Origin of the sequence: Pantoea sp. RSPAM1 (assembly GCF_038816185.1) — a bacterium.
In the GTDB taxonomy this organism is placed as follows: domain Bacteria; phylum Pseudomonadota; class Gammaproteobacteria; order Enterobacterales; family Enterobacteriaceae; genus Pantoea; species Pantoea ananatis.
In genome coordinates this window covers 4,176,559-4,200,449 of the sequence record NZ_CP046137.1, presented here as the reverse complement: position 1 = coordinate 4,200,449, position 23,891 = coordinate 4,176,559, and the positions used below count along the sequence as shown (strand labels likewise).

The 23,891-nt window shown below is 53.0% G+C and carries 24 protein-coding genes and 1 pseudogene; 20 read left to right on the top strand and 5 right to left on the bottom strand.

Features of this window, described 5'->3' with window-relative positions; translation table 11 throughout:
• Nucleotides 1–129 precede the first annotated feature (129 nt).
• The 6 genes from GKC68_RS20170 (at nucleotide 130) to GKC68_RS20145 (ending at nucleotide 7,154) form a co-directional block, all read left to right on the top strand.
• Entirely contained in the window at nucleotides 130–2,115 is a 1,986-nt protein-coding gene (locus GKC68_RS20170) for an acyltransferase family protein (protein ID WP_210456532.1), read from the top strand.
• A gap of 335 nt (nucleotides 2,116–2,450) precedes the next feature.
• Nucleotides 2,451–2,858, top strand: a complete 408-nt coding sequence (locus tag GKC68_RS20165; RefSeq protein ID WP_104933069.1) for a TIGR03757 family integrating conjugative element protein — start codon at nucleotides 2,451–2,453, stop codon at nucleotides 2,856–2,858.
• Entirely contained in the window at nucleotides 2,855–3,823 is a 969-nt protein-coding gene (locus GKC68_RS20160) for a TIGR03756 family integrating conjugative element protein (RefSeq protein WP_104933070.1), read from the top strand. Before GKC68_RS20165 ends, GKC68_RS20160 begins: the two co-directional genes overlap by 4 nt.
• Before the next feature lie 14 nt (nucleotides 3,824–3,837).
• On the top strand, nucleotides 3,838–5,253 hold the full coding sequence (locus GKC68_RS20155) for an integrating conjugative element protein (protein ID WP_104933071.1): 1,416 nt from the start codon (nucleotides 3,838–3,840) through the stop codon (nucleotides 5,251–5,253).
• A gap of 1 nt (nucleotide 5,254) precedes the next feature.
• Entirely contained in the window at nucleotides 5,255–5,602 is a 348-nt protein-coding gene (locus GKC68_RS20150) for a hypothetical protein (protein ID WP_104933072.1), read from the top strand.
• 1 nt (nucleotide 5,603) lies between these two features.
• Nucleotides 5,604–7,154, top strand: a complete 1,551-nt coding sequence (locus GKC68_RS20145; protein ID WP_323176027.1) for a conjugal transfer protein TraG N-terminal domain-containing protein — start codon at nucleotides 5,604–5,606, stop codon at nucleotides 7,152–7,154.
• 29 nt (nucleotides 7,155–7,183) lie between these two features.
• Here the strand turns inward: GKC68_RS20145 and GKC68_RS20140 are convergent, their stop codons facing one another.
• Nucleotides 7,184–7,459 (bottom strand): hypothetical protein, encoded by a 276-nt coding sequence (locus tag GKC68_RS20140; RefSeq protein WP_210456530.1) that lies wholly within the window; start codon nucleotides 7,457–7,459, stop codon nucleotides 7,184–7,186.
• Nucleotides 7,460–7,876: 417 nt separating this feature from the next.
• On the opposite strand from GKC68_RS20140, the gene GKC68_RS20135 reads away from it, so the two are divergent.
• Together GKC68_RS20135 and GKC68_RS20130 are read left to right on the top strand one after the other, a co-directional pair.
• The gene (locus GKC68_RS20135; RefSeq protein WP_210456529.1) at nucleotides 7,877–8,482 is read left to right on the top strand and encodes an ATP-dependent Clp protease proteolytic subunit; all 606 of its coding nucleotides are present in this window, start codon (nucleotides 7,877–7,879) and stop codon (nucleotides 8,480–8,482) included.
• 999 nt (nucleotides 8,483–9,481) lie between these two features.
• Nucleotides 9,482–10,366 carry an integrase domain-containing protein gene (locus tag GKC68_RS20130; protein ID WP_323176026.1) on the top strand — a complete coding sequence of 295 codons (885 nt, stop codon included), beginning with the start codon at nucleotides 9,482–9,484 and terminating at the stop codon, nucleotides 10,364–10,366.
• An 82-nt stretch (nucleotides 10,367–10,448) separates the two neighbouring features.
• On the opposite strand, the gene GKC68_RS20125 is transcribed toward GKC68_RS20130, so the two are convergent.
• On the bottom strand, nucleotides 10,449–11,363 hold the full coding sequence (locus GKC68_RS20125) for a toll/interleukin-1 receptor domain-containing protein (protein ID WP_342656452.1): 915 nt from the start codon (nucleotides 11,361–11,363) through the stop codon (nucleotides 10,449–10,451).
• Between the two features lie 511 nt (nucleotides 11,364–11,874).
• Here GKC68_RS20125 and GKC68_RS20120 point away from each other — a divergent pair.
• The 12 genes and pseudogenes from GKC68_RS20120 (at nucleotide 11,875) to GKC68_RS20065 (ending at nucleotide 21,294) form a co-directional block, all read left to right on the top strand.
• Entirely contained in the window at nucleotides 11,875–12,291 is a 417-nt protein-coding gene (locus GKC68_RS20120) for a hypothetical protein (protein ID WP_323176024.1), read from the top strand.
• A gap of 88 nt (nucleotides 12,292–12,379) precedes the next feature.
• Nucleotides 12,380–12,754 (top strand): hypothetical protein, encoded by a 375-nt coding sequence (locus tag GKC68_RS20115; RefSeq protein ID WP_323176023.1) that lies wholly within the window; start codon nucleotides 12,380–12,382, stop codon nucleotides 12,752–12,754.
• Nucleotides 12,755–12,835: 81 nt separating this feature from the next.
• A complete protein-coding gene (locus tag GKC68_RS20110; protein ID WP_323176148.1) occupies nucleotides 12,836–13,150 on the top strand; it encodes a hypothetical protein in 315 nt (104 codons plus the stop codon).
• 110 nt (nucleotides 13,151–13,260) lie between these two features.
• A complete protein-coding gene (locus GKC68_RS20105; protein ID WP_323176022.1) occupies nucleotides 13,261–13,569 on the top strand; it encodes a hypothetical protein in 309 nt (102 codons plus the stop codon).
• A 71-nt stretch (nucleotides 13,570–13,640) separates the two neighbouring features.
• Entirely contained in the window at nucleotides 13,641–14,252 is a 612-nt protein-coding gene (locus GKC68_RS20100) for a hypothetical protein (protein WP_323176021.1), read from the top strand.
• A 132-nt stretch (nucleotides 14,253–14,384) separates the two neighbouring features.
• Nucleotides 14,385–15,332, top strand: coding sequence for a DUF1281 domain-containing protein (locus GKC68_RS20095; protein ID WP_323176020.1), 948 nt, complete (start codon nucleotides 14,385–14,387; stop codon nucleotides 15,330–15,332).
• Nucleotides 15,333–15,468: 136 nt separating this feature from the next.
• Nucleotides 15,469–16,173 carry an SAM-dependent DNA methyltransferase gene (locus GKC68_RS20090; protein WP_323176019.1) on the top strand — a complete coding sequence of 235 codons (705 nt, stop codon included), beginning with the start codon at nucleotides 15,469–15,471 and terminating at the stop codon, nucleotides 16,171–16,173.
• Between the two features lie 768 nt (nucleotides 16,174–16,941).
• The gene (gene umuD, locus GKC68_RS20085) at nucleotides 16,942–17,367 is read left to right on the top strand and encodes a translesion error-prone DNA polymerase V autoproteolytic subunit (RefSeq protein WP_022622231.1); all 426 of its coding nucleotides are present in this window, start codon (nucleotides 16,942–16,944) and stop codon (nucleotides 17,365–17,367) included.
• A pseudogene (locus GKC68_RS20080) lies at nucleotides 17,367–17,591 on the top strand (DNA polymerase V subunit UmuC); the annotation flags it as partial. The gene umuD and the pseudogene GKC68_RS20080, both read left to right, overlap by 1 nt.
• 73 nt (nucleotides 17,592–17,664) lie before the next feature.
• Nucleotides 17,665–18,648, top strand: a complete 984-nt coding sequence (locus GKC68_RS20075) for a tyrosine-type recombinase/integrase (protein ID WP_014594566.1) — start codon at nucleotides 17,665–17,667, stop codon at nucleotides 18,646–18,648.
• Nucleotide 18,649: 1 nt separating this feature from the next.
• On the top strand, nucleotides 18,650–20,767 hold the full coding sequence (locus GKC68_RS20070) for a tyrosine-type recombinase/integrase (protein WP_014606796.1): 2,118 nt from the start codon (nucleotides 18,650–18,652) through the stop codon (nucleotides 20,765–20,767).
• Nucleotides 20,768–20,892: 125 nt separating this feature from the next.
• Nucleotides 20,893–21,294 (top strand): VOC family protein, encoded by a 402-nt coding sequence (locus GKC68_RS20065; protein WP_014606795.1) that lies wholly within the window; start codon nucleotides 20,893–20,895, stop codon nucleotides 21,292–21,294.
• 166 nt (nucleotides 21,295–21,460) lie between these two features.
• On the opposite strand, the gene crcB is transcribed toward GKC68_RS20065, so the two are convergent.
• The 3 genes from crcB to eno are packed head-to-tail and all read right to left on the bottom strand — an operon-like array spanning nucleotide 21,461 to nucleotide 23,878.
• A complete protein-coding gene (gene crcB / locus GKC68_RS20060; RefSeq protein WP_014606794.1) occupies nucleotides 21,461–21,841 on the bottom strand; it encodes a fluoride efflux transporter CrcB in 381 nt (126 codons plus the stop codon).
• Nucleotides 21,838–22,545 carry a 2,3-bisphosphoglycerate-dependent phosphoglycerate mutase gene (locus tag GKC68_RS20055; protein WP_019105545.1) on the bottom strand — a complete coding sequence of 236 codons (708 nt, stop codon included), beginning with the start codon at nucleotides 22,543–22,545 and terminating at the stop codon, nucleotides 21,838–21,840. The genes crcB and GKC68_RS20055 overlap by 4 nt, the downstream gene beginning before the upstream one ends.
• A 43-nt stretch (nucleotides 22,546–22,588) precedes the next feature.
• On the bottom strand, nucleotides 22,589–23,878 hold the full coding sequence (gene eno / locus GKC68_RS20050) for a phosphopyruvate hydratase (RefSeq protein WP_014606792.1): 1,290 nt from the start codon (nucleotides 23,876–23,878) through the stop codon (nucleotides 22,589–22,591).
• Nucleotides 23,879–23,891: the final 13 nt, after the last annotated feature.

Here is a 23,891-nt window from a genome sequence, read left to right as displayed (position 1 = left end):
TTCAGCTTTGAATAAAAACATTAACACGGGAGTGTTGTGTTAATGTTCTGTTTAACTTCCAGCTTAAGCAACGCTGTATAATCATAAACTTACCAGTCATAAATGCCTTCTTCGATTTCAGAGGTAAAAATGAAGTACCGTAGCGACATTGACGGCCTGCGTGCTGTGGCCGTCACTCTTGTTATACTTTTCCATGCAGGGCTCAGTGTAATAGCTTCAGGTTTTATCGGTGTAGATATCTTTTTCGTTATTTCAGGATTTTTAATAACCAGAATAATACTCGACAGTTATTCAGAAGGTAAATTTAGCTTAAGTGCGTTTTATAACCGACGGATATGGAGGCTACAGCCCTCCCTGCTGGTAGTGGTATTTTTCGCAGCGATACTTGGCAGTATTTTCTACCTGCCCGATGACTACAATACGTTTTTACACAGCATTAAAAACCTGCTGTATTTTTCCTCAAACCGTTACTTCTCAGATGTCACCACGACCTATGCATCCGAAGACGCTAACTACCTTATTCTCCTTCATACGTGGTCACTGTCCGTCGAATGGCAGTGGTATCTGTGCTTCCCCGTTCTCTTGTTGATAGCGCTGAAGTATGCCGGCAATTCCGGTGCCTTTTACATAAACTGTGCGGCAACCCTCTTTCTGACGTCATACGCGCTTAATGTTTCTGCGACCTCACATACCGACCACTACTATGATTTGCTGTCACGGTGTTTTGAGCTTCAGGCGGGCAGTTGCCTGGCGTTTGGCAGGTTAAAGCTCAGGGGAAGATGGGCAGGAGTAACCGGTATCGGGTCTCTGGCTGTGTTAATAGCAATCGCCCTAAAAGATAACGTGCTTCCTGCTTACCCTAATGTATTCACTGTTTTTGTAGTTCTGGCCACGGGCGCAGTTATCCTGTCCGGCGAAACCACGTTGACTGCATCTTCACGATTACTTTCGTCGCGGGTTATGGTGTGGGCGGGAAAACGTTCGTATTCGTTTTATCTGTGGCACTGGCCCGGCATTGCCGTTCTGCATTATATGAAGCTCTTCGATAATAAAATGCTGGTTGCCGGCGTGCTGGGTTCGTCACTTTTGCTTGCCTGCCTTTCATACCGTTTTATTGAAATGCCATTCAGGCGTAATCAGAAACCGCTGCGGGCAACGTTTGGCTGGCTGATGATATTGCCCCTCCTGATAAGTCTGGGTCTCTATGCTGCTGCCAGAAAAGATGAGTTTTTCCCCTGGCGGTTTGGCAGCGCGTATGCGCATGCAACAGCGCTTCAGCTGGAATACAAAAACCTTTCCGGCCACCGTTCTGACTGCCTTACTGATGATGTTGAAGGGAAGTATCCGGATGACTACTGTACATTCGGGCCGGCTGACGCAAAAAACAGAGCTTTCTTTATCGGTGACTCCAATGCCAACCACTACTGGATGTTCCTCGATGTTCTGGCTAAGAATGCCGGCCTCAAGATTACCGCGCGCAGCACGGCCACCTGTCTGACATTACCCGGCCTGTACCAGTACGACTGGTGGTTTAAGAGCCGCAACACGACTTACGATCAGTGTCATGTCAATACGCAGAAATATTACCAGGATATTAAGTCAGGAAAATACAAATACGTCATCATTGGTGAGCTGTGGCCAATGTACGTCAGCGATAAAATTCTGAACCATCCGGGCGATCCCCGCAGCCTTGAACTTGCAAAAGCGAGACTGGATAAAGCTCTGAGAGAGGCCTTTGACATTATCGTTAAGTCCGGCGCACGGCCCGTTATTATGAAGGAAATTTACACGAGGCCTGAAGGTTATGAAGCCTGTGTTAAAGACCATCTGATGCGTCGAGAAAGCATACTGGACGGCTCCTGTGACATTCCCAAAGTCACCAGTCCGCCGCGTTCATGGTTCGACGGGGAGTTTACCTCGCTGAAGAAGGATTACCCCTCGTTGATCATCATCGATATCAAGGATGCACAGTGCGCACATAACTTATGCCTGACCGAGGTTCAGGGCTCTCCCATTTACCGTGATGTCGGGCATCTTAACGATTATGCGGCGCACGTTTTCGGGGAAGAATACCTGAGAATGAAAGGCAATCCTTTTAAAGATAATCACCAGTAAAAGAGATAACCACGGCCCTTTTATTGGGAGTATAAGCGCGACAGTGAGCAGGCAGAAAAAAGCTGAGGTCTACTCAGATGATAAAAAAGGGGCCGGGGGGCCCCTAACTGAATTGCTAATTCGTTGTCTAAATGCACAGCACACCTTATCGGGTGCTACTTCAATATCGGCACATGCCTTCTTTTCTTTATAGTATGACTCAGCAGTTTTTATCCCCCCGCCACAATCCTGTTGCCTGCAGCCAGAATTATGATTTCTGAGTTAAGAGTTAACGGCTGACCTTCCTACACTAAAAACGCACCCTGACTGCACTATCCACACAGGGAGCGTTATCCATGAAAATCCCCCTCTGCTGCCTTGCCTTACTGTTCCTTAGCACAGGTGCCCATGCTGGCATCGTGATTTATACCGACCATGCGCATCCCGTTACCGGTGAGCTGAGCCCAGACATCACCGTCACCGAGCTAGACGCGCCCGATCGCCTTTTGGCGCAGCAATTCGGCCCGCTCTCCGCTGCCCCCGCGCAGGCTGAGCAGCAGGCCCGGTCGGTCATCGCCTCGCCGGCGTTCCGTCAGAATCAGCAGGCCTTAGCGGCGAGCTATGCCGGCGTCGCCCACGCCTGGTCACTCGGGCTGGAAAAGTATCCCGCCGTTGTGTTCGACGATAAATGGGTGGTGTACGGCACAACCGACGTCGCCGCAGCCCGGGCGAAACTCGATGCCTGGCGGGAGAAACAGCCGTGAACATGCGCCTGTCCCGTCCGCGCCGGCTGATGCTGGCCACGCTGTTTACCTGTACCGGCACGCTCGCAAGCGTGAACACCGCGAGCCTGGTCTCCAGCGCCATGAGCCCGGACTGTATCAGCTGGCGCATCAGCGGCATCTGCTACTGGCTGCTCTGCACCCCCTTTGGCTGCACGGTCAAAACCTCGGTCAAAGTCACCCACTACATTCCGGAAGCGGTGGTCTCTGCCTACCTTAACCCGGGCGACAACCCGTGGACCGAAATGTCAGCAGTGAGCGCCACGGCAGGCGGCGCTGAAAGCCTGGTATCCGGCAGTCTCGCCGGCGTGCCAGCTGGCGGTGGCCGTCAGGAGATGAAGGCTCCGGGCATGCGCAAGCAGAACCTGCATTTCTACTACGGCGATGCGTATGGCCACCCGGCAACGTCGCTCATCGGCGGGATGGTGCCGGGCTACTCCTGCCGTTCAGCCGCCACGCCGTTCGTGCCGTATTTTGTCAGCGCCATGGACGCACTGGCCTGGCGAACGGGCATTCCTGAATCGTTCTATCCGGAAGCGCTGATACCCGGAAAGCGTGAAATCGGGAATACGTTTGCCGGCGAGATGTGGGGCAACGTTTATCCCCGCAGCGGTTTCGTGACGCAGACCGACAGCTACAAGTCAGCGGCCGTCGTGGTTCAGCGTGTCGCCGACATCATCACCCGAGAGGGACAGCTGCACGTCTATAACCCACTGGTTGGCCAGCGGTCTCCGGGCTACTGGCCCCCTGACCCCGTTACCGAAAACACCGGCACAAAAAACCACAAGTGGCAGCGGCTTTCGCCTCAGCTGTCGCAGAGCTGCGCGGTCTTTCCTGATACGGGTGGCCAGACGGCGGAAAGCGGCGACTACGCCTGGGCGCTCTGGCAGCCTTACAGCTGCTGTAAGCGACGTGGCCAGACCTTCCTTTACAGCACCGATTTTTAATAAGGACACACAGCATGAAGAATTTCAGCGTTAAAAAACTGCGCGTGGCCATGGGCGCATTAATCCTTTCCCTGACGATGCCGGCACTGGCCATCGATACCACGCTTTCCTCTCAGGGTGCCGGCGTCAGCGGCGCCATTAACGACGGGCTGTTCTATTCCATCGGCGGCGGCTCGGTCATTTCGCCGCCCTCAACGCGCAGTAACATGTCACGGCTCGGCCTGGACGGAGGCTGGAGCAGCGATTTGATGTGCGGCAACTTTGACCTGAAAACCACGGTCGGTAACCAGCTGAACGGCATCACCAGCGGATTTAAGGACCTCATGGGCAACGTCATTCAGGGTGCGACCGGCGCGGTGATGAGCATGCCGGCAATGGCCATTCAGCGTGCCAACCCGGGTCTGTATGAAATGCTGACCAATGGCGTGCTTCAGGCGGGCCTGAACTTCGATAAGGCCCAGATGAACTGTCAGAACATGTCGAAAAAGCTGGCCGACTACACCCTGGGCAGTAAGTGGCAGCAGGCGGCCGTGTCCGAAGAGTATAAAGACATCGTGGCATCGAGCGGCGGTGATGCGGTATCGAGCGACCAGAAACTGCAGAAGGCCACGGGCGAAGAAGGTGTGACCTGGGTCGGTGGCCAGAAACGCGGCGGCAAGGGACAGCCGGCGATCCAGCCCACGCGCGACCTGGCAAAAGCCGGCTACAACATGATGAACAGCCTGCCGGTGACCAGCAAAAGCAGTGTCGGGTCAGCCAGCTGTAACGGTACGGTCTGCCAGCGCTACAAATCCTCCGATGAAGCCGCTGCGGCCGTAGTGAAGGTGCTCGGTGACCGCTCTATCCGCACCTGCCGCGAAACCAGCGAATGCACCAGCGGCGGCGCGGATAACCAGCCGGGCAGCACCGTTGCCGGCACCGGCTTCTCGCCGGTTCTGGAGGACGCCACCAAAACCAACCTGGAGCAGCTCAGCAAACTGGTTAACGGTCAGCTGCAGCCCACGGCCGATAATCTGGCCGCGCTCAAAACCGGCAGCCTTGTCGTCACGCGCGGCGTGATTCAGGCGCTGCGTGATGACCCGGACAGGGCCGCACTGGTGCAGCGACTGGCGGGTGAGCTGGCAATGGCTGACACGGTTGAAGCGGCACTCACCATGCGCCGCATGCTGACGACCGGTGAGTCTGAACCGAACGCGGCCGAACAGCCTGAGGCCATCGCCGAAGGTGACCGCCGCATTGATGCGCTCGACCGCGAGCTGAACGCGCTGCGTAACGAGATGGAGCTGCGCAAGTCCATCAGCAGCAACAGCCTGCTGACCACGCTTGAGCGCCAGGGCGAACGCAATCAGGACAACCAGCTGCAGCAGAAAGCCGGCAATCAGGACCAGGGCTTCAGCCAGATGGGCCAGCCCCAGCCAGGAGGCAACTGACATGAAGCGCAGATTCATGAGCGGCCTCACCGGCCGCATTTTGCAGATATTCCTCAGTACCGTTGTGGCCATGGCCGCGCTTTTTGGCCTGGCGTCGGTGTTCATGGCGTACGACCCCGACGGGCACCTTATTCAGAAGTGGCTCTACGACAGCCGCTGGGCCATGTTTGCCTGGCGACTGTGCATGTATGGTTTCATCGGCTGCGTCTGGATTATGAAGGTGCGACCGCGCCTGCTGAAGCGCTGGCCGGACGCCGCCGGAGGCCTGCCGCGCCTGGAGCGACTTGCCATCATTTATCTTCTGGCCACGGAGTACGTGGCCTGGTCAAACGCGGTTCAGGGAGGCTGAGATGACGGCGAACAGTTACCTGGAATACTTCCTCATCCTGTTTGGCTGGGTGCTTAATAACTCGATGTGGGGCATCCTCAGCAGCACCGGTCTGTTCGCGCTGCCGCTGGTTTTTAAGGTTCTCGGCGTGTGGCTGAAGGTGCGGGAGGAAGGGGCCGATGAGGGAAACAAAGGTGTACTCGCACTGCCGCGCATCGAGCACGCCATCTATGTCTCATTTCTGGTCATGCTGGTCTGCTGCATTCCGCTGCTGCCGGTGGATATCAGCACGATAAAGTTTGACGACGCGCGGGCAAAACAGTGTGGCTTCAGCGTACCGACGCCGCAGAACTCCGGCTATAAAGGGCTGGTAAATGACTTCGACGGCCGCACGGCTGAGGTGCCGGTGTGGTGGTATCTGCTGCATATGATGTCGAAGGGCACCACGCAGGCAATGATAGCGTCCATTCCCTGCGGCACGCAGCTGCGACAACTGCGCTTTGACGTTCAGAACACTAAACTGCGCGACCCGGTGGTGCTGCAGGAGGTTCAGGACTTCGCAAACCAGTGCTACTCCCGGGCCTATTTCAAGCTGAAAAACAGCAACAGCCAGCTGAGCGACGCCACCATCAACTCAGTCGGCTGGATTGGCAGCGACTATTTTCTCAATACCCCGGGCTATTACGACTATTACACGGCCATGACGCCCCGCAGCCAGTGGCCTTACAGCAGCAGTCGTGACAGCGGCTATCCGGATACGGGCCAGGGGGGCTATCCGACGTGCAAAACCTGGTGGTCTGACGGCAGCAACGGACTGCGCAAGCGTGTTCTGGCCAGCATCAGTGACGGCACGCGTATTGAGCTGCAGCGCCAGTTCCCGGGCAGTCAGTGGGAAGAGCCCGCTCTGCGCTGGCTGGTCAGCCCCCGCAATGCCGGATTGTCCGGTGACGGCACGACTTACGCCATTGGCAGCGCAGATAATACCAGCGGCGTGGTTGGTAACCTGACCCGGCTGACGTCGACAATTGGGCTGGGTCTGAAGCAGGCCGAAGCACTGCCGGGCTTTGATGCGCTCAAGCAGGCACTGCCGATGATACAGGCGCTGCTTCAGATGATGATCATCATCGTCATCCCCGTGCTGATGATGTTCAGTGCCTATGACCCTAAAACAGTAGTGACGATTTCGTTTGCGCTGTTTGCGCTTCAGTTCATCACGTTCTGGTGGGCGCTGGCGGGCTGGCTGGATGACCGGCTTATCACCATTCTTTATAGCAATATGGCCGACCAGGGACTCACCAGCTCGGTGCCTTTTGCCAATTTCATGAGTTCAACCAACGACGGCTGGATCATGAACCTGGTGCTGGGAATGATGTACTTAGTTTTTCCTGCCTTCTGGGTGGGAATGCTAGGCTGGGCTGGAGCTAAAATTGGGTCAATGGCAAGCAACTTGGCTGATGGAGCTAAAATGCCAATGCAAGCAGGTTCTGAGGCTGGAAAGCAAGCTCAAGGGATGGTAACTGGTGCAGCAACTGGCGGAATTAAAGCTGGTGCCAGTCAAGCTTTTAAACGATAAGCATAAAAAACGGTGGCTTTTCCACCGTTTTATTCAAAATCCTCTCTACGCTCCCAACTGTACCAAAGCCATTCCCTGTTTTTTCTAAACTTCTTATCATCAATATTTTTATGCTGGTTAGAAAGAGAAGATGCTAAACCTGACAATACAGTACCTCCTAAGGCATCTGTAGCGCTGGTAAGAATGACTGGCTCTTCAACTTTACGCTTCAGCTTTGATACATCGTGAACAAATTTTTGGCCCTTACTCGCGAAACGAGCCAGGGTACTATCAAAATCATCCTTATCGAATCCGTCATCAATCATAAGGTCTCCCATAGCTATCGTTACGTGATCAACTTTATCGTATAAAAAGCGTAAGTTCACATTACTAAAAAAAGGGATGACTGGCAAATTTTTGTACAACTGACTATTTACAATAAGTGTCGGTCAATAAATAAGTAAATCAATGTGTTAATTAATATGAGAGCACGATGTGGGGAAGGGAATTCCGTGGTTCAAGGTACAAATACAGGATGTTTGGAATCTGAACGGTGCTCCCAAAACGGCTTAAAGCGTATACTTCTATTTAAACTCAGGGAACGCTATCAAGAGAAATAGGACTCAGTAAAAGAAATACATTTTTCATATTGTCATGGCAGGGATAACCCTATGATATAATTACAAGGTTTCTGTTCGTCATACAGATCTATAACATCAATATGGTAAACCGGAGGAATCAAAATGCTTATGAGTGATAAAGAAGTTGATAAGGATAATGAAGCAACAGAATCACAAGGCTCGGCATTTTTGCAAAACAAGCTTCTCTCATCGCGCTCAATAATTATCTCAGGGGAAGTTAACCAAACTCTGGCTGAAAAAGTTGTCACTCAACTAGTACTTTTGCAAAGCATCAGTCATGACCCTATCCGACTGTATATTAATAGCCAGGGTGGTCATGTCGAATCGGGTGATACTATTCATGACTTCATAAAATTTATAAAGCCTGATGTGCATATAATCGGTACAGGGTGGGTGGCAAGCGCAGGAATCACAATTTTCTTAGCTGCTAAAAAAGAACATCGTTATTCATTGCCAAATACGCGCTTTATGATTCATCAGCCGATGGGTGGAGTAAGAGGTCCTGCTTCTGATATCGAAATTGAAGCTAAAGAGATAATCAGAATGCATGATCGCATAAACAAACTTATCTCAGAGGCTACTGGCCAGGCACTTGAAAAAGTTAAAAAAGACACGGACCGTAATTACTGGATGTCACCAAATGAAGCCCTCGACTATGGAATAGTCAATAAAGTAATAACCAGTTATGATGATTTGCCAGTGAAATAAATCAATTTAAAAAATAATGCCAGATTTTGTTGCTTTGATCTGGCATTAGAAAATGCTTTGTAGGATGGATTATCAATACTTTTTGGGTAGCACATGAATTATGACCACTGATAAAACTTGAAAATGGATCGCATAACGATCTAACATTTCTGCTGTTGTACCGTTGCTTTAGCAACACGCCAATGTCCCGGCAATCTGAGAGGGACGCCTTCGGGTGATTGCACTGCCAAAACCGTCATGACCTGAGAGACGGAGCCTTCGGGCGGTAAACCCGTCAGCCTTTGAAAATGGGGATCGCGACAAGCGCGATAAAGGATCTACTTTCACCTTCGTCTGATTCGTCAGCACTTCTTTCAGGCCCTTCAGCCTGTTTTATTACGTTTCCTCACGTCTGATGACGTCTGCATCCGTTGCGAACTTTGCGTTGTGGGTATGACCATTTGGAACATTTGGGCATCTTCCACAACCGCATTGAAAGCAGAGGAGCGCGGCGTCACTTGCGTTCGAGTGAAACGAGTACCAAGTGACGCGCGCAGCGCATAACGGTCAGTGCTTACGCACTGTACCTTTAACGTCAGGTTTACCAACTGACCAACACGTATTAAAGGATTTCTGACGTCACAAAGACGTTTTTCCTCTCATCACTGATTCACTTTCAACCTATCGTTCATTCACTTTTTGAAGCGTTGAACGCTACTTAAATAAGGAGAAATCGGCACGACATCGATGGCGACACCAGACAGCTGGTGTGTGGAGGCAGACTGATTCATTTCAGCCCGGCAAAAGCCGCGAACAGGTCAGAGACCTGGGGAGCCTTGCAATAACTCAACATTTCGCCGCCCCGATGCACAGATGTCTGTCGAGACGCAGGAAGCGCAAAATGAACCGTGCCGTCGGGGTGAAATTTCATCGTCTGTAATCGTTGTGCAGCCGGTGACAGAACTTTTCCGTTCACACAGACGGAAAAGCTCTGTCACCTCATTGAATGGAGAGTGATCTGTGGCAAAGCTGAATAAAAATTTAAAAACCCTTGCCCGCCAGGCGGGCGGAAGTTTTAAAACTGTATCTGACCGTACAAAAATTGCTGACCGGTTTGCTGACAGAATGATCAGTCTTAACATTCAAATTCGGGACATTAAAAACATAAAGACAAATCATATAGAAATTTATATTAGAAGTCGCCTGGCAGAAAATATATCCAAACGTACGCTACAAAATGAAATGGCGGCGATACGTGCAATACTGCGCGTATCGGGTAAAACCTTCATGGCTGATCCAGCTCATCCGAAGTTGAATAATGACGCTCTGAATATCTCTGGAACCAGCCGCGACGGAACTAAGGTTGCAATAACTGATGACTATTTCAAGCAAGTATTAGCATCAGTTAGTGAAAAGGATGAGGGCGTCGCCTACGCAATGAAACTTTCACGGCTTTTAGGTTTGCGAACAGAAGAAACCGTTCAGTCTGTTAAATCACTTCATACATGGAAAAAAGCACTGCAGAATGGAGATGAAAAAGTTCGCGTTGTTTTTGGTACGAAAGGAGGACGGCCGAGAGATACCACAATAATAAACCGGACTGAAACTATTGAAGCCATTAACAGAGCAATAATTTATTCTGCTAAAAATAATGGAAAACTTATCGATAAACCTTCCATTCATCTGGCAATCGAACGATACAGGAATATCGTACGTGAGGCGGGACTTGTTGGCGAGTTTGCCCCCCATAGTTTGAGATACGCTTATACTAATGACGCCCTTAAACTCCATAAGGACAAAGGTTTTAGTCAAAAAGAAGCAGAGGCGCTCACCTCGATGGATTTAGGCCATGGTGACGGAAGAGGACATTATGTTGCACGGGTTTATAACAAACTGAAGGTATAATCATTGGGCAATCTTTAATAACCCCTTAAAATTTAAATGAGTTTAAGGGGAGATGTTTACAGGTTCTTGATTAAGACCTTTTTTACTTATCGTGATGTATCTTATACGAGAATGTTACGTGTTCCTTCACGTAATTTTCACCTTCAACTTCAGGCTGTATTTCGTCAATGGTTACTTCGCAAAGCATTCCACTATTGTTTAACAGCATTGCTTTCTGCCCAACCATCAGACGTACCGAACGTGTTGGCCTCATTACAGGCCTGAAATCTAATGGGTTTGAATTAGCTCCATGAAGCTTCCATACAGCTTTTAGGTCATAATCTTTATAGATTCTGACTGTTTCGCTGTTCGCTTGGTCGAACATGATATCGAATTTATGTTCACCGTAACCGACGCTATAGAAACTATGATCTCTATGATTGAATGTTACGCATCCGTTAAGAGCTGGATTAGTGTAATTCGCAGGATCAAGTAGAGTATCGGCATGCTCTAGTCTTGCGCAGCGCTCCCTGTATGTCGCAATTGAAACCGCATTGTTTTTGTCGGCTGGCAAACCCGCGATCCAGCGCCATATCGCTTCAATTTGGCTGGCTCCAGGATATTCCGTCCGGTCTTTAGGATAATTGAAATCAAAACCTTTAGATTTGTGTGGACTTAGCCAGTCTGGCAGTTCGAAATCAGGATTGTCAACAAACATAACTGACAGCCACGTCTCTGGCTTGGTGTCCAGAACATCTCTTATCCACCTGTTTTCAATTCCGACTCCTGTAAGTGGCATATTATTCGCACGTTCAACGTAGTTAGGGTCTACAATCATAAGCACATGTGCACAATCCGTCATCTCACGCATAAACCCGCTCAAGCTACTTCCGTAATCAACTCTTTCATCGATTTTAACGATGAAACCTGCCATATGAAGATGAGAAGCAAAGAGGTGAACCCACTTACAATGCTCTGCTGACGTCCATGCGTAAGAAATAAATAAATCGGTTTTCATTCTTAATTTCCCTTTTGGCAATAATCTATTAATGACGAATCTGTCTATAGGTGAACTGAGCTACTGCATAATGACTAATTAGATTACCTTAATTAATAATTAAATTTTATGATAAAGCTCGAATTTATGAGCTTTGTCTCAGTTGAAACCAGAATTTGATGAGGCTTAAAATTGAAAAAATTTTCTAGATACTTGCCGGGTTAAAAATCCTGCAGTACGATACTTCTGCTATCTGTTGTCTTACGACAACTGCCAATGTTCCGGTGATTTGAGAGGAACGCCTTAGGGCAATCACATGCCAATGTCATCACTACCTGAGAGATGACGCTTTCGGGCGGTAACAAATCTGTTAACCTTTGAAAACAGAGACCCCTGCGGTTAAGGTCCTTTTCTACTTCGCAATACACTCCCATACACCTGTTTTACTCATCTGGCATTTTGTGCCTGATTCTCACTCCTGAGGGGTACTTTCCCTCCGGGACGGTTCCCTTTTTATCAAGGAATCGTACCCATGCATTACACCAGAATGATCAACCCTCTCACGTTACTGAATTGTGACTCGCCAGCTTCAGCAAAAATCATGGTGGATTACGTAAAAACTCAGCTTAACGTGCGCCTGGATTACAGACTCATGGTCGATGCAGATCCACAGGTTCCTGCTGACGGCCTTCCGGACTACCTTACTTTTCTGAGACATGTCGCACTCGCAGTTGGTTTTGCGACTGAACATGGATACATCAGACATGCCTTTACCGAACAGGCAGTGAACGAACTTACTCTTTTGGGGACAAGTGTTCACAGTCTTCACTGGAATGCGGCTTTTTATGAGGGCGCTACCCGGTCCCGAGAGGACAAAGCGCTGGACAACGCTACAGAGCAACTGCGTGCAATGTTTTATCAGAGCGCTGATGCTTCTGACATCGTCTGACCGCCTTATTAACCGAACCGTTTCTCACCCTAACGGGACTTCTGTCCCCGTCAGGGGCAGGGTTCCCCAATGATTTAAGGAATCCTTTATGAACGCATTAACTCTTAACGAAGATTTTCAAATCAGTGCCGGCGAACGTGACGCTTACAAAGTTGCACTGGCCAAAGCAGAAGGTGACCTGCTGATTATTGCAGCGCATCGTCGCCTTGGTCTTAACACCGATACCGATGAAGACGGTTTTCCATACTATGTCTGGGAAATGGCTGACGTTGCCCGGGACCTGGCCGAGCTGTCTGTACGCGAACTCGTGCCGGCATCATGGCAGTCTTTTTTTGAAAACCTCTGCCAGATGGCCAGAAACATTGATGAAGCAGCCTGGACGTTTTTTTTCGGCAGTGCCGTTAAGGACGAAGAAGGGCTTATGTACGAAGAACGCGAATATCTGCGTTATGGCGAATGCTGAACAGACTGATATCAGGTTTTCCCTTGCGGGGATTTTCTCCCTGCGGAGATAAATCCTCCTTTAATTAAAGAGGATTTGTCGATGAACACTCCGGCTTCTGAATCATCACTGCTGGTTAAGCACAACAGCGAAGAGTGGCACCGTATGTGGAACAGGCTTGCGGAGCACCCTTTTAACCGTTCTCTCACCGCTCCCGGGCAGACTTACCACGGCGGCGAAGACTGGGAGTGCGTTGAAACACTGGAGCCACCATCCAGCGGAGCTGAAAGATGTTATCTCCATCACTTCAGACACCGCTGTCACCCTGTGGCAGGGAATGTGAGTGTTAACATTTCTGCCAGCCGGCGCTTTACCCCGCAGGATTCGCGTAACGCTTACTACCACGATTTTGGTTAGTGATTAACCATTGGCCTGCGTCATTTTCTGACAAAGGCTTTAACCCGCGCGGGGACAACTTCCCCGCAACAGCGGCGGTGGTTTTCTCCGCGCTTAATCAGGAGAAAACCATGAGCGGTATAATGCTTTCACTTATCACCCGCCTTTCAGGCGCACTCAACCGGCTTGCCGGCAACCTGCAGCATCAGCAGGCAGAGTGGTTTACCAACCGCAGCGGCCGCTGCAGCTTTAAGGCAGACGTCGTGCCGACAGAGAACGGGTTCACGCCCGTCATCTCCCGTCGCATCGGCTTTACTCAGCGTGACTGGCGTATAGACCAGCTGCCTGGGGCCGGTACATACGCAACAGCCCGTAAGGCCCTCAGGGCCGGTCGGCTGATGGCGCAGCAGATGGCGGAACTACGCTACCGCTTTGACTGATGTTAACTGAATGACACTTCCCGGAGGGACCTTCCCTCCCGGGGAGGTCACCTCCTTTTTAAGGAGCGCTTATGATCCGTTTTACATCAACTGAACTTCGTCCTCTGCTGACACAGAACCAGGGCAAAGGGCGCCCGCTGATCCTTGAAAAGAATCTTGGAATTTATGTCCGCGTGCCGGATGACAATGGCTGTGCGGAATGGCTGAAAGCCTGGGCTGCCGGCTGCAATCCTGCCAGAGATGCTGACTGGTCAGCACTGTGTGATGCCTTGATACCCGAGCCGGAGTTTTCTTTCAGCACCTTCCTGGACCAGAGTATTTACGATGCCGTGCTGAATGAACATCACGATTTATACATGCAACCTGGCATAAATCAGTTTGCTAAATCGCTGACCATTTATACAGAGACACAGCCGCCTCTGAAGGAATACTTACCGGTTGCGGATTACCGCGATCAGATTCAGTGGCTTTATGACCAGTCCCGCCAGCATCTTCGCGCCTGCGTGAACAATGCTGAGCGACTCAGCTGGCGTTCGAAGACGCTTCATGTGCTCGACAGGGTTATCCGCGTTGATTCTAAGCGGGCTAAACCTGAAGACCGTAAGAAGTTTGAAAGCGCCGTAAGTCGCGTCAAATCCGATATCGAATCGCTGAAGTCAGACGGCTCTTACCGCCGTTACTGATGCCACTCCGGGTTTAACACGGAGCAAGGCGGAGAGAAATTACACCTGGCGACGTCAGTCGCCATCATCCCCCTGAGGGCACTCTCACCGGGGAGATGCCCTCTTTTTTAAACGTAAAAAAGGAGTAAAACTATGTTTTCATGGTGCAAAAACCGTCTGGAAATCACCGGTAAGTCTGCCGACATCGACGTTATGCAGTCGTGGATTGCCGGAACCGAAGTACCGCTTTACCGCCACGCCATACGGCAGGCCATAAAGCTGTTTCTCGCCGGCTGTGCCGGTATGCTCAAACCCGTCAAGGCAACGAAATACCGTGCTTATCCGGAGCTGGTTTCATCAGGCACCGGAGGCAGCACGTCACCAAACCTGGCGTTTCAGCATTTCCTGGAGCTGCTTGACAGGGATGCCTTGCTTGACGACGCAACGCTCTCGAAAATGGACAAAATCTGGCTCCAGTCCGGTATCGGTGACGTGAAATGGGAGGCAATCCCTTTTGCTGCCCGCCAAACCATCACCCGGCTTATGTCTGTTCACTACGCCGACTGGTTTGGCGTCGCCTCTGCGGGCGGTCAGTTTGACCCGCAGGAGCGCTGGGAATGGCTCAGTATAATGCCGGACTCGACCTGTGCGTGTGACATGCTGATGGTGATGCCGTCATGTCTGGCCACCGAGCTCAACGGGGAAAGTGGTCTCTTCTGTGGCCTCAGCACAACGTCAGGACTCTATACCCAGCTTTACGGGACGGAGTTTCCGGCGGGGCACCGGCTGGAGTGGAGTCGTGACGATATCGGTTCACTGAAGCTGACGTTCTCTTCGCCCCGGTTTCCGCCGTCGGCGGAAGTCATGGGGCACATGTCGGAGAAGTTTGACTGTGAAATCCGTCATTACTGGCTTTCTCCGGATGCCGGCACGTCGGGTTACAACTGTTTTGATCGCGGTGACCACGTCGACAGCGGCCCTTATCCGGAGGATGAGGTGCAGTATCCGGTGAGTGAAGGTGCCCGTCTGTATCAGTTCAGTGCTGAAGCAGGCGCACCTGCCACTCCGGCCGTTGCACACTACGCCGGCGTTCGGGCATGACGTTACCAACCGACAGACCGGCATCTCAGGTCTGTCAGACAATGGCCACAGCATATGCTGTGGCCGCTTTTCACCCGAAGGGGGAACACCGTTTCCCTTACGGGGCGTGTTCCCCTTTTTTACTGAGGAAACACGCATGAGCGTCCGCATCGACAATGAGAAAGAATTCATCTCCCTTTTCAACTCTATCGCCCGAGGCATCCGGCGTATTCAGGTATTTACCGACTTCATCAGTTGCAGCGTCATTGCGATTCAGAATGGCCTGCAGTTCTGTGAGAAACGTGAACAGAAGTACATGGCCATCGTGGCCAGATACAAAAAAGAGGACGTTTCATCAATGGCCAGACTGCTGGCATGCGTGGTGAACGGCCTGGAAGAAAAACCCTGTGACTTTCTCGGGCGCATTTACATGCTGCTGGAGCTGGGTGACAAAGGCAAAGACCAGTATTTCACGCCGTGGAGCGTGGCGCTGATGATGGCGCAGATGCAGCTCGGCAGGCCCGAAGAGCTGTTCAGGGACAAGCCGTTTATCACGTTTGCTGAGCCTGCCTGCGGTGCCGGTGCCATGACGCTCGCATTTGCCTGTGTGCTCCGACAGGCCGGTTATTCTCCGCACCGCCATATATGGGTATCGGTGACTGACATTGATCCGCTGGCGGCGGGCATGGCCTATATCCAGCTGTCACTCTGCGGCATACCCGGTGAAGTTGTTATCGGGAACGCCTTGTGTGACGAACGGCGACGGGTTCTGCTTACCCCTGTACATTACTGGGAGGGATGGTCAGGACGACTGCAGAAGCATGTTAAAAAACCCGAAGAGCGAAGTGAAGAGGCTGCTTGAGCAGAAACAAACGCCAGTCTGGTAATCACCTAAGAGGCTTTTAATTATAGATAAAAGGGGGCATTTGCCCCCCTTTTTACTATCTGATAAAACGATCCAGAAGCCATTTAAACAGCGAGCTTAAGGCGATTTTGCTGATCCAAATCAGCGGGATAAGATAGGGTCTCGCATTTCCTTTCTTATCAAAAATCAGACTTTGCAGAGTCATATTGATTCCTCATGACTGCTTTACATGGAGCCGAATCTGCCTCTACAATGAAGTTGCTAAACATTCAGTTGTGCAGTTCGACAATGAATTTCACTTCTGATTAAAAACACCTCCTGGTGTGCGAAAGGCTGAAAGCATTGGCGTGCTTTCGGCCTTTTTTATTGTGTATGTACTACTCGCAAGGTCACATCTCTATATTGGGGTTATGGGGAATACACAACATGAGAGCTATATGTATTTTAGGTAGTTGACGGCGCTTAACAAGAGGAAAAAATCGAGCAAAAAATGGATTGAATTTTTTTTTGCTGGCTCAAGCCGCGCCGCATAAGGCCCCAACTCCTGTCAACAAGCCTAGAGAATTTTTTAGATTTATAAACAACCGCTGATTTTTCAAACATTCCCTATCTGTTTAAAAGTTGTTCTGTCACTTTTGTCACCGTCTCGCTATTTTTTTTCGCATTTCATGAGCATACAAAAATCATACCTGAGCTTCGTTGACTGTCGAGTAGCTACTCGACAATACTGTATATATAAACAGTAAAAACAGGAGGTGCCATGACATGCTCACTTTATACAAATACCCGCTATCCCCGATCTCGATAGCTGCACCACTTTTCCTCGAAACCTGTCAGGCAGGTTTTCCCAGCCCTGCTCAGGATTACGTTGAGCGCGAGTTAGACCTCAACGAATATTGTGTCATGCGCCCAGCTGCCACGTTTTTTGTCCGCGCCTCCGGACAGTCTATGACAGACATTGGTCTCAACAGCGGTGATTTGATGGTGGTCGATAAGGCCGAATCTCCCCGGCACGGTGACATAGTCATTGCAGAGATTGAGGGTGAGTTTACCGTTAAACGCCTGCTGCTCCGGCCCAGGCTGACGCTTCAGCCCATGAATCCTTCCTTTCCTCCCATATACCCCGATCCGGAAACGCTCCAGATTTTCGGGGTGGTCACCTCGTTTATTCATAAAACCCGGGGTGAGTGATGTTCGCCATTGTGGACGTCAACAGCTTTTATGCGAGCTGTGAAAAAGTCTTCAGACCTGATTTGCGTAACCAGGCTGTCGTCGTTCTGAGTAACAACGATGGTTGCGTCATCGCCCGTAGTGCTGAAAGTAAAAAATATGTACGAATGGGCGAACCCTGGTTTAAGATTAAAAATGAAAACTTCCCTGTTAAAATTCATGCATTTAGCTCTAATTATGCGTTGTAGTAAGTTAAGTGGAATGCAACATTGATCGTATAGACTTTGAACAGCAACGCTGACCTCAGAGGTAAACGCAATGACGACTCCACTAAACAACAGTGCCATTTTACTGGCGGAACGCTGGCTGAAGCTGCTGTCCGACCTGGGGCGGGCACCCGCCACCCTGACCGCCTACCGCGCAGCCCTCTGTCATTATTTTGCGTTCTGCAGCCGGAACAGGATTGAACCTGAAAAGGTCAGGTTTGATGACATGGCTGCCTACATCCGTCCTCAGTTACCCGGTATGCCTTTCCCGGCCGCAAGCGCCACGCTCCAGCTGCGCCTGTCGGCTGTCCGTCTCTGGTACGACTTCCTGATGTATCTTGACCTGTGTAAGGTAAATCCGCTGCCCCGTTCCGGCACGCCGGGCATGCTGTGTTCCGCACGGGGGCTGGTTCCCCGTATCGTAAAGCTGCCGCGTATTCCTGACGATGCACAGTGGCAGCTTTTTCAGGCTCATGCCGCGGATTCTCCGCTTCGTGACCGGCTGATGCTGGCGTTAACCTACTGCGGTGCGCTGCGACGATCGGAAGTCACCGCGCTGAGTACTGATGACCTTGACTTTGCCCACCGCCTCATCCGCGTCCGGGCTGAAACCACCAAGAACCGTCATGAACGGATCGTCTGTTACAGTCCCGCCCTGACGCCGGTGCTGGCGGCTCATCTTTTACAGATGAAGCTGTCGGGGATGGTAAAAGGAGCCCTGTTCCGCTCTGAGTCCGATCGTAATCAGGGGGCACCGCTCTCTTACTGGAGCTGGAGCAAAACGGTACGGAAATGGGCGCTTGAGTCAGGGCTGCCCGACATTTCAACCCATACTTTCCGCCACCTGCGGTTGACGCATCTGGCCCGTGCGGGCTGGAAACTGCACGAACTTGCCACCTACGCAGGTCACCGTGATCCGCGCACCACTCAGATTTATATTCACCTTTCCGGCAGGGATCTTGCCGCCCGGATGGCAGGAGCAATTGAAACGGCAGATATCAGGATGGCGAACCTCATTTTCGGCACGGAGGAATAATATGGCAGCGTCTGAACAGCCTGAGAATGTGTGGCTTCCCTTCGATCTCTCCGCTTACAGGCTTGATGCTTTACTGACTGAGCCTGAAAAGGCCGCACTGGCCACCTCTCACAGCCGGGGCAGGCTGCTGCGGATGAAACCTGCTCCTGAGTTTATCAGGCCGCTGAAAGACATCGCAGCAGAAAGCGGATGCAGCCGCGAGGTTGCTGACCTGATAATACTGGACCTCCTGCGTGAGATGCACCTTTCGGGTATACCGTACTGGCGATGGCCGCAGGAACGCTGGCAGACATTCAGCCGGACGGACGGAAAAGGACGGCCGCTGATGGCCGCCTTTGCATGGCATTTCGCCGGACGGTATGATCCCCTCAGCCTGCCAGACATCAGAAAACCTGCCCTGTATACCTGTGCCATTTTTGGTCAGGCTATTTACTTCCGGGAGCTTCACCGCCTGACTGAAACCCTGAAATCGCTGGGCTATGCTGCGGGTAGTCAGGTCACGCATCTGTCGGGCATACTGGCCACGCTGATGGTCATGAACAGAGATCCCCGTCTTGAAACCTTTACGCCTGAACTGCTGTGGGAAGCCCAGAACAACACAGATAGCGGGACATCCCGGTACATTGGCCGGATTTCACACGGCCTTGCTGCGCTGGGCATCTTCAGCGCCCCGATGAGGATGCGTAATTATACCCGATGGTATGAAAAACCCGTAGACGGGATCGATCCGGCCTGGGTCAGGTGGTGCCGGCGCTGGCGGGAAACGTCTGTGCTGAGGCCTCGCACCCGTGAAGGCCAGTACAGTTTTATACTGCGCTGCGGCCTCTGGCTGGCAAAGGCGCATCCGGAGGTGCGTGAACCGTCAGACTGGAGCATGGAAATCTGCGCCAGCTTTATCGCTGCGGTCGGCCGGATGAACGTGGATGAGCTACAGTTGGGCACGGAAAGGGGCACCCGAAAATCGGTGCGATCCGGTGAGCCTATGATGCCGCATTCAAGGGCGCATTTTATCTACTCACTGCGCCGTTTTATGGTCGACTACGAAAACTGGGGCTGGGGTCGCCTGCGCTTCAGCCCTGCCCGTCATCTTTCCACACCGGATACCACCCTGTTTCGGCGCGACGTCAATCCCCGTGTTATCGACGATCCGGTCTGGCTCAAGCTCATCTGGGCCAGCCTCAATCTGCGTCAGGAAGACCTGCTTACTGAAATACATTATCCGCTGGCCATGCTGCAGGCGATGGCCGTCATCTGGACCCATGCGGGGCTGAGGAAAAATGAGCTGCTCCGCCTGACTACCGGTTGCATCGCGCCGCAGGCAGATGAAATAACGAAAGATGACGGCAGCGTCATCCCGGCCGGAACCCTTTGTTACCTGCATGTCCCCGCCGGAAAAACATCAAAAGCCTTTGTTAAACCCGTGGCGACAGTGGTAAAAAAATATGTCGACATCTGGCTGGCCGAACGCCCGGCAGAACAGGCCATGCTGGCTGATGAGCGGACCGGTGAGAAGGTCCGGCTGCTGTTTCAGTACCGGGGGAAGCCTGCCGGCAGCGCTATCCTCAACCGCACGGTGATACCGATGCTCTGCGCAAGAGCGGGCGTTCCTTCTGAAGACAGCGGCGGAGTGATAACCAGCCATCGGGGACGCGCCTCAGCCGTGACCGCACTGGCCAGCGTACCGCAGGGCATGTCACTGTATGAACTGATGCAGTGGGCTGGTCACTCAACGCCCCAGTCCACCATGCATTATCTCCGTATCCGCCCGACACAGCTGGCCGCCTCGTTTGTAAAAGCAGACAGAGTCGCGCACATGATCAGCGTACTGATTGATCGCGACCCTGACGCCGCCAGCCTGACCGGACCTGCAACGTATTATGATTTAGGTGATTCATACTGCACAAATCCGTTCTGGAGCAGCTGCCCGCACCGGATGGCCTGCATCGGCTGCGATTTTAACCTGCTGAAGGACAGCGCGCGCGGGCTTATTCTGGAGAGTAAAGCATCCATCCGGCGTTATCTCGAAGAGGTCCCGCTCACTCCCGATGAGAAAGCCGTACTGGAGCAGGATGCTGAAAAGGTTGAGCAGGCTCTTACAAAATTGGGCCCAAAATCCTGAGTGCTCAAATGCTTTCAATGTCCGGTCTGAGGGTGTCAGTTCAGAGTCAGTACAGACGACCGAACGTCGTATTTGATATGAATCTGATTATAGCGGGCGTTATGACGTAACTGATGGAACAGCAGATGAGAAAACAGAAGCGATGTATGGGGTATGTGGCTGTCGTGGTCGATGACTACGATCGTGCAATTGAGTATTACACCGATAAGCTGGGCTTTACCCTGATTGAGGACACGCCGCAGCCGGGTAAGCGCTGGGTCGTGGTGACGCCGGACCCTGACAGCGACTGTGCTATTCTTCTTGCCCGCGCGTCGAACGACCGGCAGGAAGGCTTTATCGGCAACCAGTGCGGCGGACGGGTTTTTCTGTTCCTGCAGACCGACGACTTCTGGCGCGACTACAATGCTATGAAGGCAAAAGGCGTCCACTTCTGTCAGGAGCCGCGCGAGGAAGAATACGGAATGGTTGTCGTGTTTGAGGACATCTATGGCAATCGCTGGGACCTTTACCAGAACAGGCAGACCTGAAACTCTGTCACGACAGTGTCCCGGATTTAGGGGAAGCCTTACAGGCGTAAACCCTGTCGGATCAGGCCCGCAGAGAGCGCTTCTGAACAATATACTGAACTGTCTGACCTCAGTGCAGCGGTCGCTGCACTGAGGTCTCCCCTGGATAGAGGCCGTACGGTCCGGGTTAACCACACAGCGTCATGATATAAAATCCGGCCGCCGTCATGGCCAGCGAACCCAGCACGTGTATCAGCACCGAGGCGGCTGCCCAGGCATAGCTGCCTGACTGCAGCAGGGCAAAAACCTCAGTTGAGAATGTGGAGAAGGTCGTCATTCCGCCACACAGCCCGGTGGTAATGAGCAGCCGCCAGGCCGGATCGAGGCCGGGATGGCGCAGAAAATACGCCAGCGCCGCCCCGATGATAAATCCACCCAGCAGGTTGACCAGCAGCGTCCCCGGCGGCAGGTCCGGAAAAAGCGCGTTCAGGCGTGCGCCCAGTTGCCAGCGGATAACACACCCTAAAGCACCGCCGGTGATGACGGCAAAAAGCTGATTCACGTTCATTCCTTTTTTTTAATATTCAGAACATAACGGCACACGACCTGTGCGGCCGTATCCATTTCATATACAACCGGCACGCCGGTCGGGATGTGCAGCTGTGCCACGCTGTCGTGGGGCATGCCGTTCAGAAAGGCGGTCAGGGCGCGCAGCGTGTTGCCGTGCGCCACAATCAGAACGGTACTTCCGCAGCGCAGCTGTGGCACCACAACGTGGTGCCAGTATGGCATGACGCGACGCAGGGTCATTTCCAGGCTTTCCGTTGCAGGCAGGTCGGCCAGCGCAACGCGGCGATAGCGCAGATCCCGACGCAGCTGCGCCGGAGCCTCCGCGTCTGCGGGCGGAATGCCGCTGAAGCTTTTGCGCCATAGCCGGACGGTCTCTTCCCCCATCATCCGGGCAGCGTCGTCCTTGTTCAGCCCCTGCAGCGCACCGTAGTGGCGCTCGTTCAGTCGCCAGCTCTTTTCCACGGGCGTCCAGCTTCGGTCAAGACGGTCCAGCACCCGCCAGACCGTGTGAACGCAGCGTGTCATCACCGAGGTGAAGACACGGTCGGGCATAAGGCCCACTGCCCGCAGCGCGTCACCGGCTCGGTCGGCCTCCTGCCGCCCCCTGACCGTCAGCGGCACGTCCGTCCAGCCGGTAAAACGGTTTTCCCGGTTCCACTGGCTTTCGCCGTGCCGCAGGAGGATCAGCGTTGCAGGGGCCACAGGCATTCCTTCTTTGCCGGACGGGGACCGTCCGGCGGATGTGTTACGTGCGGCGCACAAACGCATGAAGCCCCGCGTAGTGCGCGTCCTCACCCAGCGCCTGCTCAATGCGCATCAGCTGGTTGTACTTTTCCACGCGTTCGCCGCGGCACGGCGCGCCGGTTTTCAGGTGTCCCGCGCGCAGGGCCACCGTCAGATCGGCAAGGAACGTGTCCGTGGTTTCCCCGCTGCGGTGAGACATGAACGCACCCCAGCCGTGCCGCTGGCAGAGAGCCACGGCGTCCAGCGTTTCGCTGAGCGAGCCTATCTGATTGAGCTTGATCAGCGCGGCGCTGGCGAGGTTTTCGTCAATGCCGCGCTGGATGTACTTCACGTTGGTTACAAACAGGTCGTCACCAACCAGCTCGGCCCTGCCCGCAAGCTGCTGGTGCAGATGCTTCCAGCCCGCCCAGTCGTCCTCGGCCAGGCCGTCTTCCAGCAGGATGACCGGAAACTGGTCCATCAGCTCGCCGTAGTATGCCGTCATTTCCGCCGCGCTCAGCGCGCTGCCCTCGGTGCGCAGATGATACTGACCGTCAGCGAAAAACTCACTTGAGGCAGGGTCCATGCAGATGCTGATGTCCTCTCCGGGCCTGTATCCCGCCTTCTCAATCGCCTGTACGATAAACGCCAGCGGGTCACGGTTCGACGACACGGCGGGCGCAAAACCGCCTTCGTCGCCCACTGCCGCTGAGAGTTTTTTGTCCAGCAGGATCTGGCGCAGCGCCTGGTAGACCTCGCTGCCCTGACGCACGGCCTCGCGCAGCGTGGGTGCCCCGTGTGGCGCTATCATGAACTCCTGGAAGTCCGCGCCCTGACCGCGGGCGTGCACGCCGCCGTTGATGATGTTCATGCACGGCACGGGCAGCAGATTCGCCTGCAGGCCCCCCAGGTAGCGCCACAGCGGCTCGTGCGAGGCCTGTGCCGCCAGCCGGGCCACCGCCAGCGATACGCCCAGAATGGCATTGGCACCCAGGCGACTCTTGTTCTCCGTGCCGTCCAGCATCAGCATGATGTTGTCCAGCTGCCGCTGCTCGCGCACGTCCAGGCCGCGCACGGCTTCGCAGATTTCCGTATTAACCGCCCTGACGGCATCCAGCACGCCTTTGCCGCCAAAACGTTGTGCGTCACCGTCGCGGCGCTCTGCGGCCTCGCGCGACCCGGTGCTGGCCCCGGAAGGCACCGAGGCGCGTGCCATCATCCCGTCCGGGGTCCGGGCCTCAACTTCAACGGTGGGGTTGCCGCGAGAGTCAAGAATTTCCCGGGCGGTCACGTTATCCAGTGTAAAGTGCATAGCGTTTCTCCCG

What these genes read in the sequence shown, in the direction of transcription:
- GKC68_RS20170 (WP_210456532.1), top strand. Translation starts at nt 130, where the DNA reads ATGAAGTACCGTAGCGACATTGACGGCCTGCGTGCTGTGGCCGTCACT.
- GKC68_RS20165 (WP_104933069.1), top strand. Translation starts at nt 2,451, where the DNA reads ATGAAAATCCCCCTCTGCTGCCTTGCCTTACTGTTCCTTAGCACAGGT.
- GKC68_RS20155 (WP_104933071.1), top strand. Translation starts at nt 3,838, where the DNA reads ATGAAGAATTTCAGCGTTAAAAAACTGCGCGTGGCCATGGGCGCATTA.
- GKC68_RS20150 (WP_104933072.1), top strand. Translation starts at nt 5,255, where the DNA reads ATGAAGCGCAGATTCATGAGCGGCCTCACCGGCCGCATTTTGCAGATA.
- GKC68_RS20145 (WP_323176027.1), top strand. Translation starts at nt 5,604, where the DNA reads ATGACGGCGAACAGTTACCTGGAATACTTCCTCATCCTGTTTGGCTGG.
- GKC68_RS20140 (WP_210456530.1), bottom strand. Translation starts at nt 7,459, where the DNA reads ATGATTGATGACGGATTCGATAAGGATGATTTTGATAGTACCCTGGCT.
- GKC68_RS20135 (WP_210456529.1), top strand. Translation starts at nt 7,877, where the DNA reads ATGCTTATGAGTGATAAAGAAGTTGATAAGGATAATGAAGCAACAGAA.
- GKC68_RS20125 (WP_342656452.1), bottom strand. Translation starts at nt 11,363, where the DNA reads ATGAAAACCGATTTATTTATTTCTTACGCATGGACGTCAGCAGAGCAT.
- GKC68_RS20120 (WP_323176024.1), top strand. Translation starts at nt 11,875, where the DNA reads ATGCATTACACCAGAATGATCAACCCTCTCACGTTACTGAATTGTGAC.
- GKC68_RS20115 (WP_323176023.1), top strand. Translation starts at nt 12,380, where the DNA reads ATGAACGCATTAACTCTTAACGAAGATTTTCAAATCAGTGCCGGCGAA.
- GKC68_RS20110 (WP_323176148.1), top strand. Translation starts at nt 12,836, where the DNA reads ATGAACACTCCGGCTTCTGAATCATCACTGCTGGTTAAGCACAACAGC.
- GKC68_RS20105 (WP_323176022.1), top strand. Translation starts at nt 13,261, where the DNA reads ATGAGCGGTATAATGCTTTCACTTATCACCCGCCTTTCAGGCGCACTC.
- GKC68_RS20100 (WP_323176021.1), top strand. Translation starts at nt 13,641, where the DNA reads ATGATCCGTTTTACATCAACTGAACTTCGTCCTCTGCTGACACAGAAC.
- GKC68_RS20095 (WP_323176020.1), top strand. Translation starts at nt 14,385, where the DNA reads ATGTTTTCATGGTGCAAAAACCGTCTGGAAATCACCGGTAAGTCTGCC.
- GKC68_RS20090 (WP_323176019.1), top strand. Translation starts at nt 15,469, where the DNA reads ATGAGCGTCCGCATCGACAATGAGAAAGAATTCATCTCCCTTTTCAAC.
- umuD (WP_022622231.1), top strand. Translation starts at nt 16,942, where the DNA reads ATGCTCACTTTATACAAATACCCGCTATCCCCGATCTCGATAGCTGCA.
- GKC68_RS20075 (WP_014594566.1), top strand. Translation starts at nt 17,665, where the DNA reads ATGACGACTCCACTAAACAACAGTGCCATTTTACTGGCGGAACGCTGG.
- GKC68_RS20070 (WP_014606796.1), top strand. Translation starts at nt 18,650, where the DNA reads ATGGCAGCGTCTGAACAGCCTGAGAATGTGTGGCTTCCCTTCGATCTC.
- GKC68_RS20065 (WP_014606795.1), top strand. Translation starts at nt 20,893, where the DNA reads ATGAGAAAACAGAAGCGATGTATGGGGTATGTGGCTGTCGTGGTCGAT.
- crcB (WP_014606794.1), bottom strand. Translation starts at nt 21,841, where the DNA reads ATGAACGTGAATCAGCTTTTTGCCGTCATCACCGGCGGTGCTTTAGGG.
- eno (WP_014606792.1), bottom strand. Translation starts at nt 23,878, where the DNA reads ATGCACTTTACACTGGATAACGTGACCGCCCGGGAAATTCTTGACTCT.